At 57.4% G+C, this 12,820-nt stretch carries 12 protein-coding genes and 4 tRNA genes; 7 read left to right on the top strand and 9 right to left on the bottom strand.

Translation table 11 applies throughout. The annotated features are described in order from the left end of the window. The first annotated feature begins 68 nt into the window (after positions 1 to 68). On the top strand, positions 69 to 629 hold the full coding sequence (gene folE / locus AC1MEA_RS11090) for a GTP cyclohydrolase I FolE (protein WP_219062339.1): 561 nt from the start codon (positions 69 to 71) through the stop codon (positions 627 to 629). Positions 630 to 782: 153 nt separating this feature from the next. On the opposite strand, the gene AC1MEA_RS11085 is transcribed toward folE, so the two are convergent. Together AC1MEA_RS11085 and AC1MEA_RS11080 are read right to left on the bottom strand one after the other, a co-directional pair. Continuing rightward, complete coding sequence (locus tag AC1MEA_RS11085; protein WP_480917814.1) at positions 783 to 2,129, bottom strand: glutamine synthetase family protein; 1,347 nt, start codon at positions 2,127 to 2,129, stop codon at positions 783 to 785. A 32-nt stretch (positions 2,130 to 2,161) separates the two neighbouring features. Next, complete coding sequence (locus tag AC1MEA_RS11080; protein WP_480917813.1) at positions 2,162 to 2,719, bottom strand: helix-turn-helix domain-containing protein; 558 nt, start codon at positions 2,717 to 2,719, stop codon at positions 2,162 to 2,164. Positions 2,720 to 3,015: 296 nt separating this feature from the next. Here AC1MEA_RS11080 and AC1MEA_RS11075 point away from each other — a divergent pair, with 296 nt between their 5' ends. From AC1MEA_RS11075 to AC1MEA_RS11065, 3 genes are all read left to right on the top strand, one after another. Beyond that, positions 3,016 to 3,645, top strand: coding sequence for a DUF1780 domain-containing protein (locus AC1MEA_RS11075; RefSeq protein ID WP_480917812.1), 630 nt, complete (start codon positions 3,016 to 3,018; stop codon positions 3,643 to 3,645). Then, positions 3,642 to 4,151: an MOSC domain-containing protein gene (locus AC1MEA_RS11070; protein ID WP_480917811.1), complete on the top strand. Its 510-nt coding sequence runs from the start codon at positions 3,642 to 3,644 to the stop codon at positions 4,149 to 4,151. Before AC1MEA_RS11075 ends, AC1MEA_RS11070 begins: the two co-directional genes overlap by 4 nt. An 84-nt stretch (positions 4,152 to 4,235) precedes the next feature. Then, complete coding sequence (locus AC1MEA_RS11065; RefSeq protein WP_219062345.1) at positions 4,236 to 4,409, top strand: DUF3094 family protein; 174 nt, start codon at positions 4,236 to 4,238, stop codon at positions 4,407 to 4,409. A 158-nt stretch (positions 4,410 to 4,567) separates the two neighbouring features. Here AC1MEA_RS11065 and AC1MEA_RS11060 read toward each other — a convergent pair. From AC1MEA_RS11060 to rluD, 7 genes are all read right to left on the bottom strand, one after another. Beyond that, positions 4,568 to 4,644, bottom strand: a tRNA-Pro gene (locus tag AC1MEA_RS11060). A gap of 101 nt (positions 4,645 to 4,745) precedes the next feature. After that, a tRNA-Lys gene (locus AC1MEA_RS11055) sits at positions 4,746 to 4,821 on the bottom strand. A 5-nt stretch (positions 4,822 to 4,826) separates the two neighbouring features. Further along, positions 4,827 to 4,903, bottom strand: a tRNA-Pro gene (locus AC1MEA_RS11050). A gap of 26 nt (positions 4,904 to 4,929) precedes the next feature. After that, positions 4,930 to 5,005, bottom strand: a tRNA-Asn gene (locus AC1MEA_RS11045). A gap of 284 nt (positions 5,006 to 5,289) precedes the next feature. Then, positions 5,290 to 7,854: an ATP-dependent chaperone ClpB gene (gene clpB, locus AC1MEA_RS11040; protein ID WP_449635436.1), complete on the bottom strand. Its 2,565-nt coding sequence runs from the start codon at positions 7,852 to 7,854 to the stop codon at positions 5,290 to 5,292. A gap of 151 nt (positions 7,855 to 8,005) precedes the next feature. Next, complete coding sequence (pgeF, locus tag AC1MEA_RS11035; protein WP_480918126.1) at positions 8,006 to 8,728, bottom strand: peptidoglycan editing factor PgeF; 723 nt, start codon at positions 8,726 to 8,728, stop codon at positions 8,006 to 8,008. An 8-nt stretch (positions 8,729 to 8,736) separates the two neighbouring features. Then, on the bottom strand, positions 8,737 to 9,699 hold the full coding sequence (gene rluD / locus AC1MEA_RS11030; RefSeq protein WP_480917810.1) for a 23S rRNA pseudouridine(1911/1915/1917) synthase RluD: 963 nt from the start codon (positions 9,697 to 9,699) through the stop codon (positions 8,737 to 8,739). A gap of 150 nt (positions 9,700 to 9,849) precedes the next feature. Here rluD and AC1MEA_RS11025 point away from each other — a divergent pair, with 150 nt between their 5' ends. The 3 genes from AC1MEA_RS11025 (at position 9,850) to AC1MEA_RS11015 (ending at position 12,818) form a co-directional block, all read left to right on the top strand. Continuing rightward, complete coding sequence (locus tag AC1MEA_RS11025; RefSeq protein WP_449635437.1) at positions 9,850 to 10,866, top strand: outer membrane protein assembly factor BamD; 1,017 nt, start codon at positions 9,850 to 9,852, stop codon at positions 10,864 to 10,866. 118 nt (positions 10,867 to 10,984) lie between these two features. Continuing rightward, complete coding sequence (locus AC1MEA_RS11020; RefSeq protein WP_449635438.1) at positions 10,985 to 11,236, top strand: PP0621 family protein; 252 nt, start codon at positions 10,985 to 10,987, stop codon at positions 11,234 to 11,236. Further along, the gene (locus AC1MEA_RS11015; RefSeq protein ID WP_480917809.1) at positions 11,226 to 12,818 is read left to right on the top strand and encodes a sensor histidine kinase; all 1,593 of its coding nucleotides are present in this window, start codon (positions 11,226 to 11,228) and stop codon (positions 12,816 to 12,818) included. The genes AC1MEA_RS11020 and AC1MEA_RS11015 overlap by 11 nt, the downstream gene beginning before the upstream one ends. Positions 12,819 to 12,820 lie beyond the last annotated feature (2 nt).

Below are 12,820 nucleotides of genomic sequence, written 5' to 3'. Positions count from 1 at the left end.
CCCCCTTCATGAATTTTCAACATTATAAAGACGCTTACCCAAGGCCAAGCCTGCAAGGACTACATTCAATGAATGACCAACTGCCTGATCAGTACCGCGAGATTCTCTCGAGTATTGGCGAAAACCCTGAGAGGGAAGGCTTGCGCGATACCCCCAAGCGTGCGGCCAAGGCCATGCAATACCTGTGTAACGGCTATGGCAAAAGCCTTGAGACCGTGGTCAACGGCGCACTCTTCAGTTCTTCAAGCGATGAAATGGTGATCGTCCAGGACATCGAGCTCTACTCGCTGTGCGAGCACCATCTGCTGCCTTTCATCGGCAAGGCACATGTGGCCTACATTCCCACGGGCAAGGTCCTGGGACTCTCGAAAGTCGCACGCATTGTCGATATGTATGCGCGGCGTTTGCAGATCCAGGAAAACCTGACCCGGCAGATTGCCGAGGCCATTCAAGAGGTCACCCGTGCCGCCGGTGTAGCGGTGGTGATCGAGGCCAAGCACATGTGCATGATGATGCGCGGGGTGGAAAAGCAGAACTCGGTGATGAACACATCGGTCATGCTGGGCGCATTCCGAGAGTCCAGCACGACTCGTCAAGAGTTCCTGCAGTTGATAGGACGGCACAAGTAAGTACTCAGGCTTCGAGTAGCTGCACCTGCCCCGTCATATTGTCTTGGTTGAAGACCTGTTGGTGGCGTTCGCCAACAAGAGCAACCGCTGAAAACCTGCCGGCTTTCAGGCGGCAGCGTTATCCATCAGCGCACAAAAGCCATCAGCCGTTGTTTACAGGTACCAGCGGTATTCCCGCGCATTGATTTCTTGCATGAAGGCCAAGTGGTCCTGGCGTTTATTCTCGCAGTAGACGTCGACAAACTCCGCGCCCAGGCCCTCGCGGATCCGTGGTTCGTCTTGCATGGCACGCACTGCGTCGAGTATTTCCAGCGGAAAGTCGATGCCGCTGCTGCGGTCTTCGTTGAGTGGCGCGATGGGTTCATGGCCGTTGGCCAAGCCGTTCTCCAGCCCGATCAGGATCGCCGCCAGAACCAGATAAGGATTGGCGTCGGCGCTGGCCAGACGATATTCGATTCGCAGGTTCTGCGGGTCCGACTCGGGAATCCGCACACAGGCATCTCGATCCTCAAAACCCCAGCTGGCCCGCGTCGCTGCGTTCACTGTGCCGCCCAGACGGCGAAAGGCATTCTGGTTAGGTGCGAAGATCGGCATGCAATGGGGTAGCAGCTCCAGGCAACCGGCCACCGCATGACGCAGCGCCTGCTGTTGGTTGGCTGCCAGCAGGTTATTGCCCTTCTCATCGTAGAGGCTGACATGTACGTGCATGCCACTGCCCGGGTGCTGCAAATACGGCTTGGCCATGAAGCTGGCGCGGTAGCCGTGCTTGAGGGCGACACCACGCGTGCTGCGGCAAAACAAAGCGGCCCAGTCAGCGGCACGCAGACCGTCATTAAGGTGACCAAAATTGATCTCGAATTGACCCGGACCCAGCTCGGCCGTGATCACCGTGGTGTCGATGCCCTGGGCCAGCGCCGTCTCGACCATGTCATCGAGCACCGGGGCAAAACGCGACAAGCGTTCGATGTGCATATTCGGCTGATCATCGGCATCGTCCGTCAACAGATCGCGTGGGAACTGTGGCTGTCCATCGCGCAGCTGTTTATCGAACAAATAGAACTCCAGCTCGAAGGCCACCACAGGGTGAATACCCTTGCTGCGCAGGCGATCCAGCACCTGTGCCAGGACTTCACGCGGTTCGAACTCGATAGGCGCCTCGGTACCATCGGAGGTAATCAACATCTGCCCCAAGGGTTGTGCTTCCCAGCTCACGGGCTTGAGTGTGCCGGGCACCAGACGGCGACGGGCATCCGGGTCGCCGTCGTTGAAGCAGTAGTCGCCAATTTTGAACAGCCCGCCCTGCACACCCAGCAGCACGCAATTCTGCGGCAGTTTAAGGGCGCTGCCTGCAGCAACTTTCTCAAGCATATCCAGCGGATAGCGCTTGCCGTAAAAATGCCCGGGAATGTCCAGGGAAATCAGGTCGACGTAACGCACCTCAGGGTAGCGTTGGCGAAAAGCACGAACCTCGGCCAGCAGATCGGAGCATGCAGCATCCATCGTTGTTCTTCCTTTGATTTTTGTCGGTGTTATCAGGTGTAAACCCATAGAACCCGGGTGAGCTGATCCGTGAGGTTGCCGTAGCGACAATGGGTATGGCTGGCCAGTTGGAAACTGTCGCCGGGGTACAAGGTGACCGGCTCCTCGTCATCCTTCAGCCACAGCGTCAATTCGCCTTCCAGGACATAGCCACCCTGCTCGGAGCTGTCGCTCAAGTGCCTCTCGCCACTGCTGGCACCCGCCTCCAGCTGGCTTTCGAGCATGGAGAAGGCGGCCTTCATCTTCGGCGAGACCAAAATATCGGTAATCCCGTTGGCGAAATACAGCGTGCGTCGCTCATCCGGCCGGGTAACCCAAGGCAACTCCTTGAGTTTTGGCAAACTGTAAAAATAGGTAGTCGGTACCCCAAAGGTTTCACTGATCGCCGTCAAATCAGCCACGGTGGGCCGTGACAAACCACGCTCGACTTGCGAGAGAAAGCCGACGGAACGGCCGATTTTGTCTGCCAGTTCCTTCAGGGTGTATTTCTTGTGCTTGCGCAGATCGCGAATAAGGATCGCCAAGGCAGCGATTTCTTCTTGCTTGTTCATGCCAGGCGCTCCAAAAGGTGAGCGTAATAGCGGGTAACGTGCGGGGTTGATTGCTGAAACATGCAGGCGCCTGTGAAATTATTATTTAATAATTTCATGAAAAACTACCACCTAAATTTCATGCACGCAACACTCCGTTTCAATCACTCAAACAAATAGCCTTTTCGAATCCGAGCCCTGAAGGCGGATGAGCCTCAAACCTTTGCCGTGGACCTAATGCCGCAGGCAGGGGTTATTCGGTAAAAAGTCTGAAAGACTCTATTTTTCAGGACCTAAATGAACGCTAAGCTTGGTTCATGGATGACTCAGATTATTTACGCCTGCTTACGATCCAGGCCGAACAAGCCAACGCGTTCCTCTCCAATGCGCGTAAGTGGGAGCGTGAGCGTTGGGTTTGCCAGCGTTTGCTGCAAGGCCTGAATATCACGCACCGCAATGAAGACTTCACCCCGGCCGGACAAGAACCGCCAGACGTGCTGTTTCGCGATGCGAGTTTCGAAGTGTTTTTTGTTCTCGATGAAGGCCGTCGGTTGAACGACGAGTGGCGCGAAGAGTTACAGCGGCGGCGCAGCGCGTTTTCGTTAAGCCAACTGGTGCGGCGCGAGGCGAAACCCAAGCGCATCGCGGCCCATGAACTGTTGCAGCGCCTCGCACCCACCTTGCGTAAAAAAGCACACAACTACGGCGAACGCGGGCTGGACCTCGGCGAACTGGACATCATTGCTTTCGCCAGCCTCAAGCGTGAAGTGCTCGACCTGAACAGTCACTTTCCGCCACCCACGGAATACCTGCGCCAAGGCTGGCGCTCGTTATCGTTGGTCGGACCAACCTTCGCCCGCGTGCTGTTCGCGCACCCGGATGCACCGGATTTCCTGCGAACCAATCTAGGTCGCAGTGTCGTTTTCGATGTTGGAATCAGCTTATGAACCCGTTACAGACCAGCCCACTGCAAGCACTGCTGGCGGATGTCCCTCAACAGGGCCAGGTACGCTGGATCGGCGTACGCCCCGAATCCCGCATCGACATGATCGAGCTTGAAGCGGTGGAAGCACGCCGTGAGGCTGGCCTGACGGGCGATCATTCGCGGCCAGGCCCGCGTAACGCACGCCAGGTGACGCTGATCCAGTGGGAGCATCTGGCGGTGGTCAGCTCGTTAATGAGCCGGACCGAGAAAAACCCCATCGTGCCGCAAGACCTGCGGCGCAATCTGGTGATCAGCGGCATCAACCTGTTCAGCCTCAAGGGACGACGCTTCAAAGTCGGTCAGGCGATCCTGGAAACCACCGGCTGGTGCCAACCCTGCGCCCGGCTTGAGCAACGCTTGGGACATGGCACCTTTCAGGCCCTGCGTGGCCACGGCGGAATCACTGCACGGGTGCTGCAAAGCGGGATCATTCGCCTGGACGACGCCCTGTGCATCGAACCCCTTTAGATCATTCGTGCCTGACACCAAGAGAGTCCGGTTTTCACGACTAGACTTCCACTCATGTGTTTTCACCGACCGAATGAGGCTCAAATGACCAGCCGCCTGAACCCTGAAGATCAACAACGCGTCGAAGAGTACCTGCGAACACCCGTGCATACCGTCGAGCGCAGGCCTTTCAGGCCGTGGCTGCTCCTTGCTGTGGTGCTGATCGTGGTGATTGGTCTGGGCCTGTTGAGCCGCTTGTTGAGTTATCTGACGTTATGAGCTGCGCCGAAAACCGGGCGGCATCTCCTACAAAACCAGTATCAACCTCAAATCAAAGGCATAAAAAAAGGCGTCCCGAGGGACGCCTTTTTTATTTGGCTTCGATGCGCATCGCATCTCGCCTTGATCTTCAACCCATGTACAACCTGAGTAGAATATGGTCGGGGTAAGGGGATTCGAACTCCTGACATCCTGCTCCCAAAGCAGGCGCGCTACCGGACTGCGCTATACCCCGGTTGAAACTTTAGAGACACCTCAACAAGCTGTCTTGCGACCTGACACTCATGGCATCAGATCTATAAGATTCGGCTTCAAAGATTACTTTGAAGCCAAAAATGGTGGGTCGTGTGGGATTCGAACCTACGACCAATTGGTTAAAAGCCAACTGCTCTACCAACTGAGCTAACGACCCAAAAATGGTCGGGGTAAGGGGATTCGAACTCCTGACATCCTGCTCCCAAAGCAGGCGCGCTACCGGACTGCGCTATACCCCGATAATACAGCTACATCTTGATGAAAATGGCTCCACGACCTGGACTCGAACCAGGGACCCAATGATTAACAGTCATTTGCTCTACCAACTGAGCTATCGCGGAACTATGCATTTCAGACGTAACTTCTACAACTACTGCGCTGAATTTGCTGCTTATTTCAGCCTCAACGACCCGTTTGCATCGCTACGTTCGCGTCTCTGAGGCGCGCTATTCTACAATTTTAAAAAAGACTGTCAACCCTTAAAACTGCATTTAAGACAATGATTTGCGATTTTTTTCGGATAGCCCGGCTTACACCTGATATCCCGGTTTCTCGCCCCTAACGCCGCGCTGATAAAAAGGCCCTCACGAGGAGGGCCCTTCTATATATAGATACAACGAACGAATCAGCCGAAAGCAATCTCGTCGCCGACCACGGTACCGGTCACGGTGGCGCCAGGCAGGAAGTGCCCGGACAGAATCAACTGCGCCAACGGGTTTTCGATCCAGCGCTGTATCGCACGCTTCAGAGGCCGTGCGCCGTACACCGGGTCGTAACCCACCGCGATCAGTTTATCCAGCGCCTCGGCGCTCAGCTCCAGCTTCAGCTCGCGCTCAGCCAGACGACCACGCAAACGGCCTAGCTGAATGTTGGCGATGCCAGCAATCTGATCACGCGCCAATGGCTCGAACACCACGACTTCATCGATACGGTTGATGAACTCAGGACGGAAGTGCGAACTGACTGCGTCCATCACCGCCGCACGCTGCGCCTCGCGATCACCAACCAACTCCTGGATCTGCACCGAGCCCAGGTTGGAGGTCATCACGATCACGGTATTGCGGAAATCCACCGTGCGTCCGTGGCTGTCAGTCAGACGACCATCCTCAAGCACCTGCAGCAGCACGTTGAACACGTCCGGGTGAGCCTTTTCCACTTCATCCAGCAAGATCACTGAATAAGGCTTACGCCGCACGGCCTCGGTAAGGTAGCCGCCCTCTTCATAGCCCACGTAGCCCGGAGGCGCGCCGATCAGGCGAGCCACAGAGTGTTTCTCCATGAACTCGGACATGTCGATACGCACCATCGCCTCTTCGGTATCGAACAGGAACTCGGCCAGCGCCTTGCACAGCTCCGTCTTACCGACACCGGTAGGGCCGAGGAACAGGAACGAGCCGCTCGGACGATCCGGATCGGACAACCCGGCACGCGAGCGCCGCACGGCGTTGGATACCGCGACCACGGCTTCGTCCTGGCCAATCACGCGTTGGTGCAACAGGCTTTCCATCTTCAGCAGCTTGTCGCGTTCGCCTTCGAGCATTTTCGAGACCGGGATCCCGGTCCACTTGGACACGACCTCGGCAATCTCTTCTTCGGTCACTTTGCTGCGCAGTAACTGGTTTTCGCTTTTGCCGTGCTGATCGACCATCTGCAGGCTGCGCTCCAGATCAGGGATAATCCCGTACTGCAACTCTGCCATCCGATTCAGATCGCCACGACGACGGGCCGCTTCCAGCTCCTGACGCGACTGTTCGATTTTCTGCTGAATCTGCGCCGAACCTTGAACCTCGGCTTTTTCCGAGGTCCAGATTTCTTCGAGATCGGCGTACTCACGCTCAAGCCGGGCAATTTCCTCCTGAAGTTTCTCCAGACGTTTGATTGCGGCTTCGTCGTCTTCTTTTTTCAGGGCCTGGGATTCGACCTTGAGTTGAATCAGGCGCCGCTCAAGACGGTCGAGCACTTCCGGCTTGGAGTCGATTTCCATCCGAATACGGCTGGCCGCTTCGTCGATCAAGTCGATGGCCTTGTCCGGCAATTGACGATCAGTGATATAGCGATGGCTCAACTTGGCCGCCGCGATGATCGCGCCGTCGGTAATAGCAACCTTGTGGTGGACTTCGTAGCGCTCTTTCAAGCCACGCAGGATCGCGATGGTGTCTTCTTCACTTGGCTCATCCACCAGCACTTTCTGGAAGCGCCGCTCGAGGGCCGCGTCCTTCTCTATATATTGACGGTATTCGTTGAGCGTGGTCGCGCCGACGCAGTGCAGCTCGCCGCGAGCCAGAGCAGGCTTGAGCATGTTGCCTGCATCCATCGCGCCTTCGCCTTTACCGGCGCCGACCATGGTGTGCAGCTCATCAATGAACAGGATGATCTGACCTTCCTGCTTCGACAGCTCGTTCAGCAGCGCTTTCAACCGTTCTTCGAATTCACCGCGGAACTTGGCACCGGCAATCAGTGCGCCCATGTCCAGCGACAGTACACGCTTGCCTTTAAGGCCATCCGGCACTTCACCGTTGACGATCCGCTGGGCCAGGCCCTCGACAATCGCGGTTTTACCCACGCCAGGCTCACCGATCAGCACCGGGTTGTTCTTGGTCCGACGCTGCAGCACCTGAATGGTCCGACGAATTTCGTCATCACGACCGATCACCGGGTCGAGCTTGCCTTCTTCGGCGCGCTTGGTGAGGTCGATGGTGTATTTATCCAACGCCTGACGCGACTCCTCGACGTTGGCATCATTGACCGCCGCACCGCCACGCAGGTTGGTAATGGCGTTTTCAAGCGCCTTCTTACTGACGCCCTGGCCCAGCAAGAGTTTGCCAAGCTTGTTGTTCTCGTCCATTGCCGCCAGCAGCACCAACTCGCTGGAGATGAACTGGTCGCCCTTCTGCTGCGCCAGGCGATCAGCCTGATTGAGCAGGCGCGCCAAATCCTGCGACATATTCACGTCGCCGGTAGGGTTCTGGATTTTCGGCAGTTGGTCGAGCTCTTTGCTCAACGCCTTGCGCAGGCTGTTGACGTCAAAGCCGACCTGCATCAGCAGGGGCCTGATCGTACCGCCCTGCTGTTCAAGCAGCGCCTGCATCAAGTGCGCCGGCTCAATGCCTGAATGGTCCAACCCCACAGCCAGGGACTGAGCATCAGATAAAGCCAACTGCAACTTGCTGGTTAACTGGTCTATACGCATTAGTTACCTTCCTTATTAAGCAGGCCGGAGCGATGGAGACACCTATAAAGAAAACCTGCTGGACTGCCCATTAGATGTGGTCGATTTTGCAGGATTCAAGCGCTGTTTGATTGACGTAAGTCAGCAATTATGATGAGTGAGCGTAGTCGACTCAGTCAATCCAGACCAGAGAGGCGAAACGACCGGTGCGAGCGCTCCGGCGATAGGAATAGAAGCGTGGATCATTGACTGTGCAGAAGCCGCCGCCATACACCGCCGTCACACCACATGCCGCCAGACGCAGACGCGCGAGGACATAGATATCGGCCATGAAGCGACCGGCATTGAGGCTTGGCACAAATGCCAGGGCGGTTTCGGGGTGAGTACTTATAAACGCTTCACGAACTTCCGGTCCGACTTCGAACGCTTGCGGACCGATGGCCGGGCCGAGCCAGACCAGAATGTCGTTCGCCGGCACTGCCAAACGATCGACCGTCGCCTCCAGTACGCCAGCAGCCAGACCACGCCAACCGGCATGGGCCGCCGCGACACGACTGCCCGCACGATCACAAAACAGCGCTGGCAAGCAGTCCGCGGTCATGATGGTGCACGCGACACCTGGAGTCATCGTCCAACTGGCATCGGCTTCGACAACACAAAGAGGATCGGCTTGAGCAACGACAACACCGTGCACCTGACGTAGCCAGGCAGGCTGGATATTCAGGCTGGATGTCAGACGCTGACGATTGGCAGCCACCGACTCTGGGCAGTCATCAACGTGATCACCCAGATTGAAGCTGTCGAACGACGCCTGACTGACGCCGCCCGCACGGGTGGTGACACACGACTTGACCCCTGCCGGCGCAGGCCAGTCAGGGATCAGCCAGTCCGTCACGAACGTGTTCACCCGATGAACGCCTCGCGATCCTGCTTCAATAGCGTCAACAGCCAGACAAAATCGTCTGGCAGCGGCGATTCCCACTTCATTCGCTTACCGGTCGTCGGATGATCCAGCTCCAGGAAACGCGCATGCAGCGCCTGACGCGGGAAATGTTTCAACGATTCGACCATGGTCACGCTGGCAGCCGGCGGAATACGGAAGCGCCCACCGTAGGCGGGATCACCGACCAACGGGAAGTTGATGTGCGCCATGTGCACACGAATCTGGTGAGTACGACCGGTTTCCAGCTTGACCCTTACATGGGTGTGGGAACGGAAACGCTCAAGCACACGGTAATGACTCACCGCCTGCTTGCCACCCTCCATGACCGCCATGCGCTGACGCTGCTGGCCGTGACGGCCGATCGGTGCGTCGATCTTGCCACCTGCGGTGACAACACCAATGACGATGCATTCATAGATCCGGCTGACGCTGCGATTCTGCAACTGCGTCACCAACTGGGTCTGCGCCTGGATTGTCTTGGCCACCACCATCAGACCGGTGGTGTCCTTGTCCAGACGGTGCACGATGCCGGCACGCGGAACATTGACGATGTCCGGAAAGTGGTGCAGTAGAGCGTTAAGCAGCGTGCCATCGGCATGACCCACTGCTGGGTGAACCACCAAACCGGAAGGTTTGTTGATCACCATAATTTGATCGTCCTCGTAGACGATATCGAGCTCAATATCCTGCGCCACCCATTCACCTTGGGCTTCCTGCTCTGCGGACAGCTGCAGAACAGCGCCGCCATGAACGATGTCACGTGGGCGCAAAACGCCTCCGTCCACAGTCAGGCAGCCGTCTTTTATCCAGGCGGAAAGGCGCGAGCGCGAGTGCTCAGCGAATAATTGTGCGGCGACTTGATCGAGGCGTTGACCGCCCAATTCGGACGGCACCTCTGCGCGGAGTTCTATATTCTCGGACATGCTCAGACTAGGCTGCGGCGTAGCCTTTGGTTTCGGCTGCGCGCTTGTGGTTAAATACGGCGTCTTTTGCCCCGGTGGTTTCACGGGGCGCCCATCATAACAGGACGGCCCCGCCCAAGACAGCGGGCCGTCATAGGGACGCTAGCCGCCATGCAAGTGAAACACCTGCTGCTGATCGCCATCCTCGCACTCACCGCTGCCTGTTCATCGAAAGAAGTCATCGACGAAAATCTGAGCGAAGTCGAGCTGTACCAGCAGGCGCAGGCCGACCTGGACAACAACAACTACAACAGTGCAAGCAACAAGCTTAAGGCACTGGAGTCGCGTTATCCCTTTGGACGCTATGCCGATCAGGCACAGCTGGAGCTGATCTACGCCAACTATAAAAACGGTGAGCCGGAGGCTGCGAAGTCTGCCGCTGAACGTTTTATTCGTTTGCACCCACAGCACCCCAACGTCGACTACGCCTACTACCTGAAGGGCCTGACCTCCTTCGACCAGGACGTCGGCCTGCTGGCTCGCTTCCTGCCGCTGGACATGACCAAGCGTGACCCGGGCGCTGCCCGCGACTCCTACAACGAGTTCGCCCAGCTCACCAGCCGCTACCCCAACAGCCGTTATGCGCCGGATGCCAAGCAGCGCATGATTTACCTGCGTAACCTACTGGCTGCCTACGAGATCCACGTCGCGGACTACTACCTGACCCGTCATGCTTACGTTGCAGCCGCTAACCGTGGCCGCTACGTGGTCGAGAACTTCCAGGAAACGCCGTCCGTCGGCGATGGCCTGGCAGTGATGGTCGAGGCTTATCAGCATATGCACCTGGACGAACTGGCTGCCACCAGCCTGGAAGTCCTCAAGCTGAACTACCCGAACCATCCAAGCCTGGTCGATGGCCAGTTCGTGCCGCAGATCGCCGACGAGGACAACCGCTCATGGCTGTCGAAGGTCACCCTGGGCTTGATCGAAACCAATACGCCGTTGCCGCCAGGTGAAACTCGCGCCAACCAGGACGTGCTCAAACAGTACCAGGATGCCAAGGACGCGATTCCGTCGGAATTGCTGCCTGCCAATCAGGACGAGGTCGACGAGCAGAATCATCAAGCGGAAGGCAACAGTAAAGACCGCTCGTGGTTCAGCTACATGACGTTGGGTATTTTCGACTGAATTCAGTCGGATTGAAAAAGAGGCCTGCGGGCCTCTTTTTTTATTGGGCATTTCTCCGCTGTGCGCCCGACAGCTCCTTGGCTACACTGCCGAATCTTCAATCAGAAAGCTGGTAGTCATGGTTCGCTTACTTTTGTGGGTCGTTTTAATCGGGGCGGCGGTGTACTTCTTCAAACGCATGGGTAAACGCTCTGCGCCAGACAGGAAGACTGAGCCACCTGAAATTGCTGCCGAGCCCATGGTCCGTTGCGCCCACTGCGGCGTCCATCTACCCCGTGACCGTGCGCTGAGCCTGGAATCGAACGTGGGGAAACAGTGGTACTGCAGCCAGACACACCTGGAACAAGGCCCAGGCTCTCGTGACCGCTGAGACACTCTCACTGAGCGGCAATCAGGCCCAGCGTATCCTGCGGCTTTATCACCTTTATCGCTTGGTCATCGGCATCACGCTGGTCCTGATGATCTCCAGCAATCTGGACGATGACCTATTGGAGCTGGCCAACCCGATCCTTTTTCGGACCGGTTGCTGGCTGTATCTGGTGTTCAATATTCTGGTCGTCGTGCTGCTGGACAGGCCGAACAACGCGGTGCAGACATTCAGCCTGGCGCTCGCCGATGCAGTGATGCTTTCGGCGTTGTTCTACGCAGGCGGCGGCGCGCCCAGCGGCATCGGCAACCTGCTGATCGCATCGGTCGCCATCAGCAACATACTGCTGCGAGGGCGCACCGGGCTGTTGATTGCCGCGGTTGCAGCCATCGGCATCATTTACCTGACGTTCTATCTGAGCTTCAATCGACCGTCGGCGTACAACCACTATCTCCAGGCTGGCTCGCTTGGCGCCATGTGCTTTGCCGCCGCGTTGTTGGTACAGGCACTGACCCATCGCCTGCACCTTAGCGAGTCGCTGGCGAAAGAACGCGCGGCAGATGTCGACAACCTCGAAGAACTCAACGCGCTGATCCTGCAACGCATGCGCACCGGCATTCTGGTGCTCGACGCCCAGCGTCAGGTGCTGCTGGCCAATCACGGCGCCCTGACCCTGCTGGGCCAGGAACACCTGATCGGCAAAACCATCGACGACTATTCCCCACAACTGGTCGACCGGCTGCAGCAATGGCAGGTCAACCCGATGTTGCGCCCGCAGAGCATTGCGACGTCCGCACTCGGGCCTGTGCTGCAACCAAGCTTCATCGCCCTCAATCGCGACGAACGGCGTCACACGCTGGTCTTCCTCGAAGACCTGTCGCAGATCTCCCAGCAGGCCCAGCAACTCAAGCTCGCCGCATTAGGCCGCCTGACCGCCGGGATCGCCCACGAAATTCGCAATCCACTGGGCGCCATCAGCCATGCCGCCCAGTTGCTCAAGGAGTCAGAGGATCTGACGGCGCCTGATCAGCGCTTGGGCCAGATCATCCACGATCAATCGCGGCGGATGAACCTGGTGATTGAAAACGTCCTGCAACTGTCTCGCCGACGTCAGGCCGAACCGCAGCGGCTCGATGTCAGACGCTGGCTGGAGCCGTTTATCAGCGACTTTCGCAGTGCCGCCACGGCCAACCAACAGTTGCATGTCGACATCGGCATTGGGACCCTGACGACGCGCATGGACCCCGAACAGCTGACGCAGGTGCTGACCAACCTGCTGCAAAACGCATTGCGGTATAGCGCCAAGGTCAATGAACGGGCGCAAGTCTGGCTAAAACTGTGTCACGATCCGATCAGCGACTTGCCGATTCTGGAAGTGTTTGATGACGGCCCCGGCGTGGCCAGCGAGCATCTAGCGAAGATTTTCGAACCCTTCTTCACCACGGAAAACAAAGGCACCGGACTGGGCCTTTATATTTCCCGCGAGCTGTGCGAAAGCAATCAAGCACATCTGGATTACAGTCCCCGGGAAGGTGGCGGGAGCTGTTTCCGCATCACCTTCGCCCATCCGCTCAAACTGAGTTGAAC

Source organism: Pseudomonas sp. ASL8, from assembly GCF_056680355.1.
Note: the sequence above shows the minus strand (reverse complement) of the source record. Positions and strands in the feature narration are given on the sequence as shown.

Coding starts and splice junctions, on each gene's coding strand:
- folE (WP_219062339.1), top strand. CDS start 69: ATGAATGACCAACTGCCTGATCAGTACCGCGAGATTCTCTCGAGTATT.
- AC1MEA_RS11085 (WP_480917814.1), bottom strand. CDS start 2,129: ATGGATGCTGCATGCTCCGATCTGCTGGCCGAGGTTCGTGCTTTTCGC.
- AC1MEA_RS11080 (WP_480917813.1), bottom strand. CDS start 2,719: ATGAACAAGCAAGAAGAAATCGCTGCCTTGGCGATCCTTATTCGCGAT.
- AC1MEA_RS11075 (WP_480917812.1), top strand. CDS start 3,016: ATGGATGACTCAGATTATTTACGCCTGCTTACGATCCAGGCCGAACAA.
- AC1MEA_RS11070 (WP_480917811.1), top strand. CDS start 3,642: ATGAACCCGTTACAGACCAGCCCACTGCAAGCACTGCTGGCGGATGTC.
- AC1MEA_RS11065 (WP_219062345.1), top strand. CDS start 4,236: ATGACCAGCCGCCTGAACCCTGAAGATCAACAACGCGTCGAAGAGTAC.
- clpB (WP_449635436.1), bottom strand. CDS start 7,854: ATGCGTATAGACCAGTTAACCAGCAAGTTGCAGTTGGCTTTATCTGAT.
- rluD (WP_480917810.1), bottom strand. CDS start 9,699: ATGTCCGAGAATATAGAACTCCGCGCAGAGGTGCCGTCCGAATTGGGC.
- AC1MEA_RS11025 (WP_449635437.1), top strand. CDS start 9,850: ATGCAAGTGAAACACCTGCTGCTGATCGCCATCCTCGCACTCACCGCT.
- AC1MEA_RS11020 (WP_449635438.1), top strand. CDS start 10,985: ATGGTTCGCTTACTTTTGTGGGTCGTTTTAATCGGGGCGGCGGTGTAC.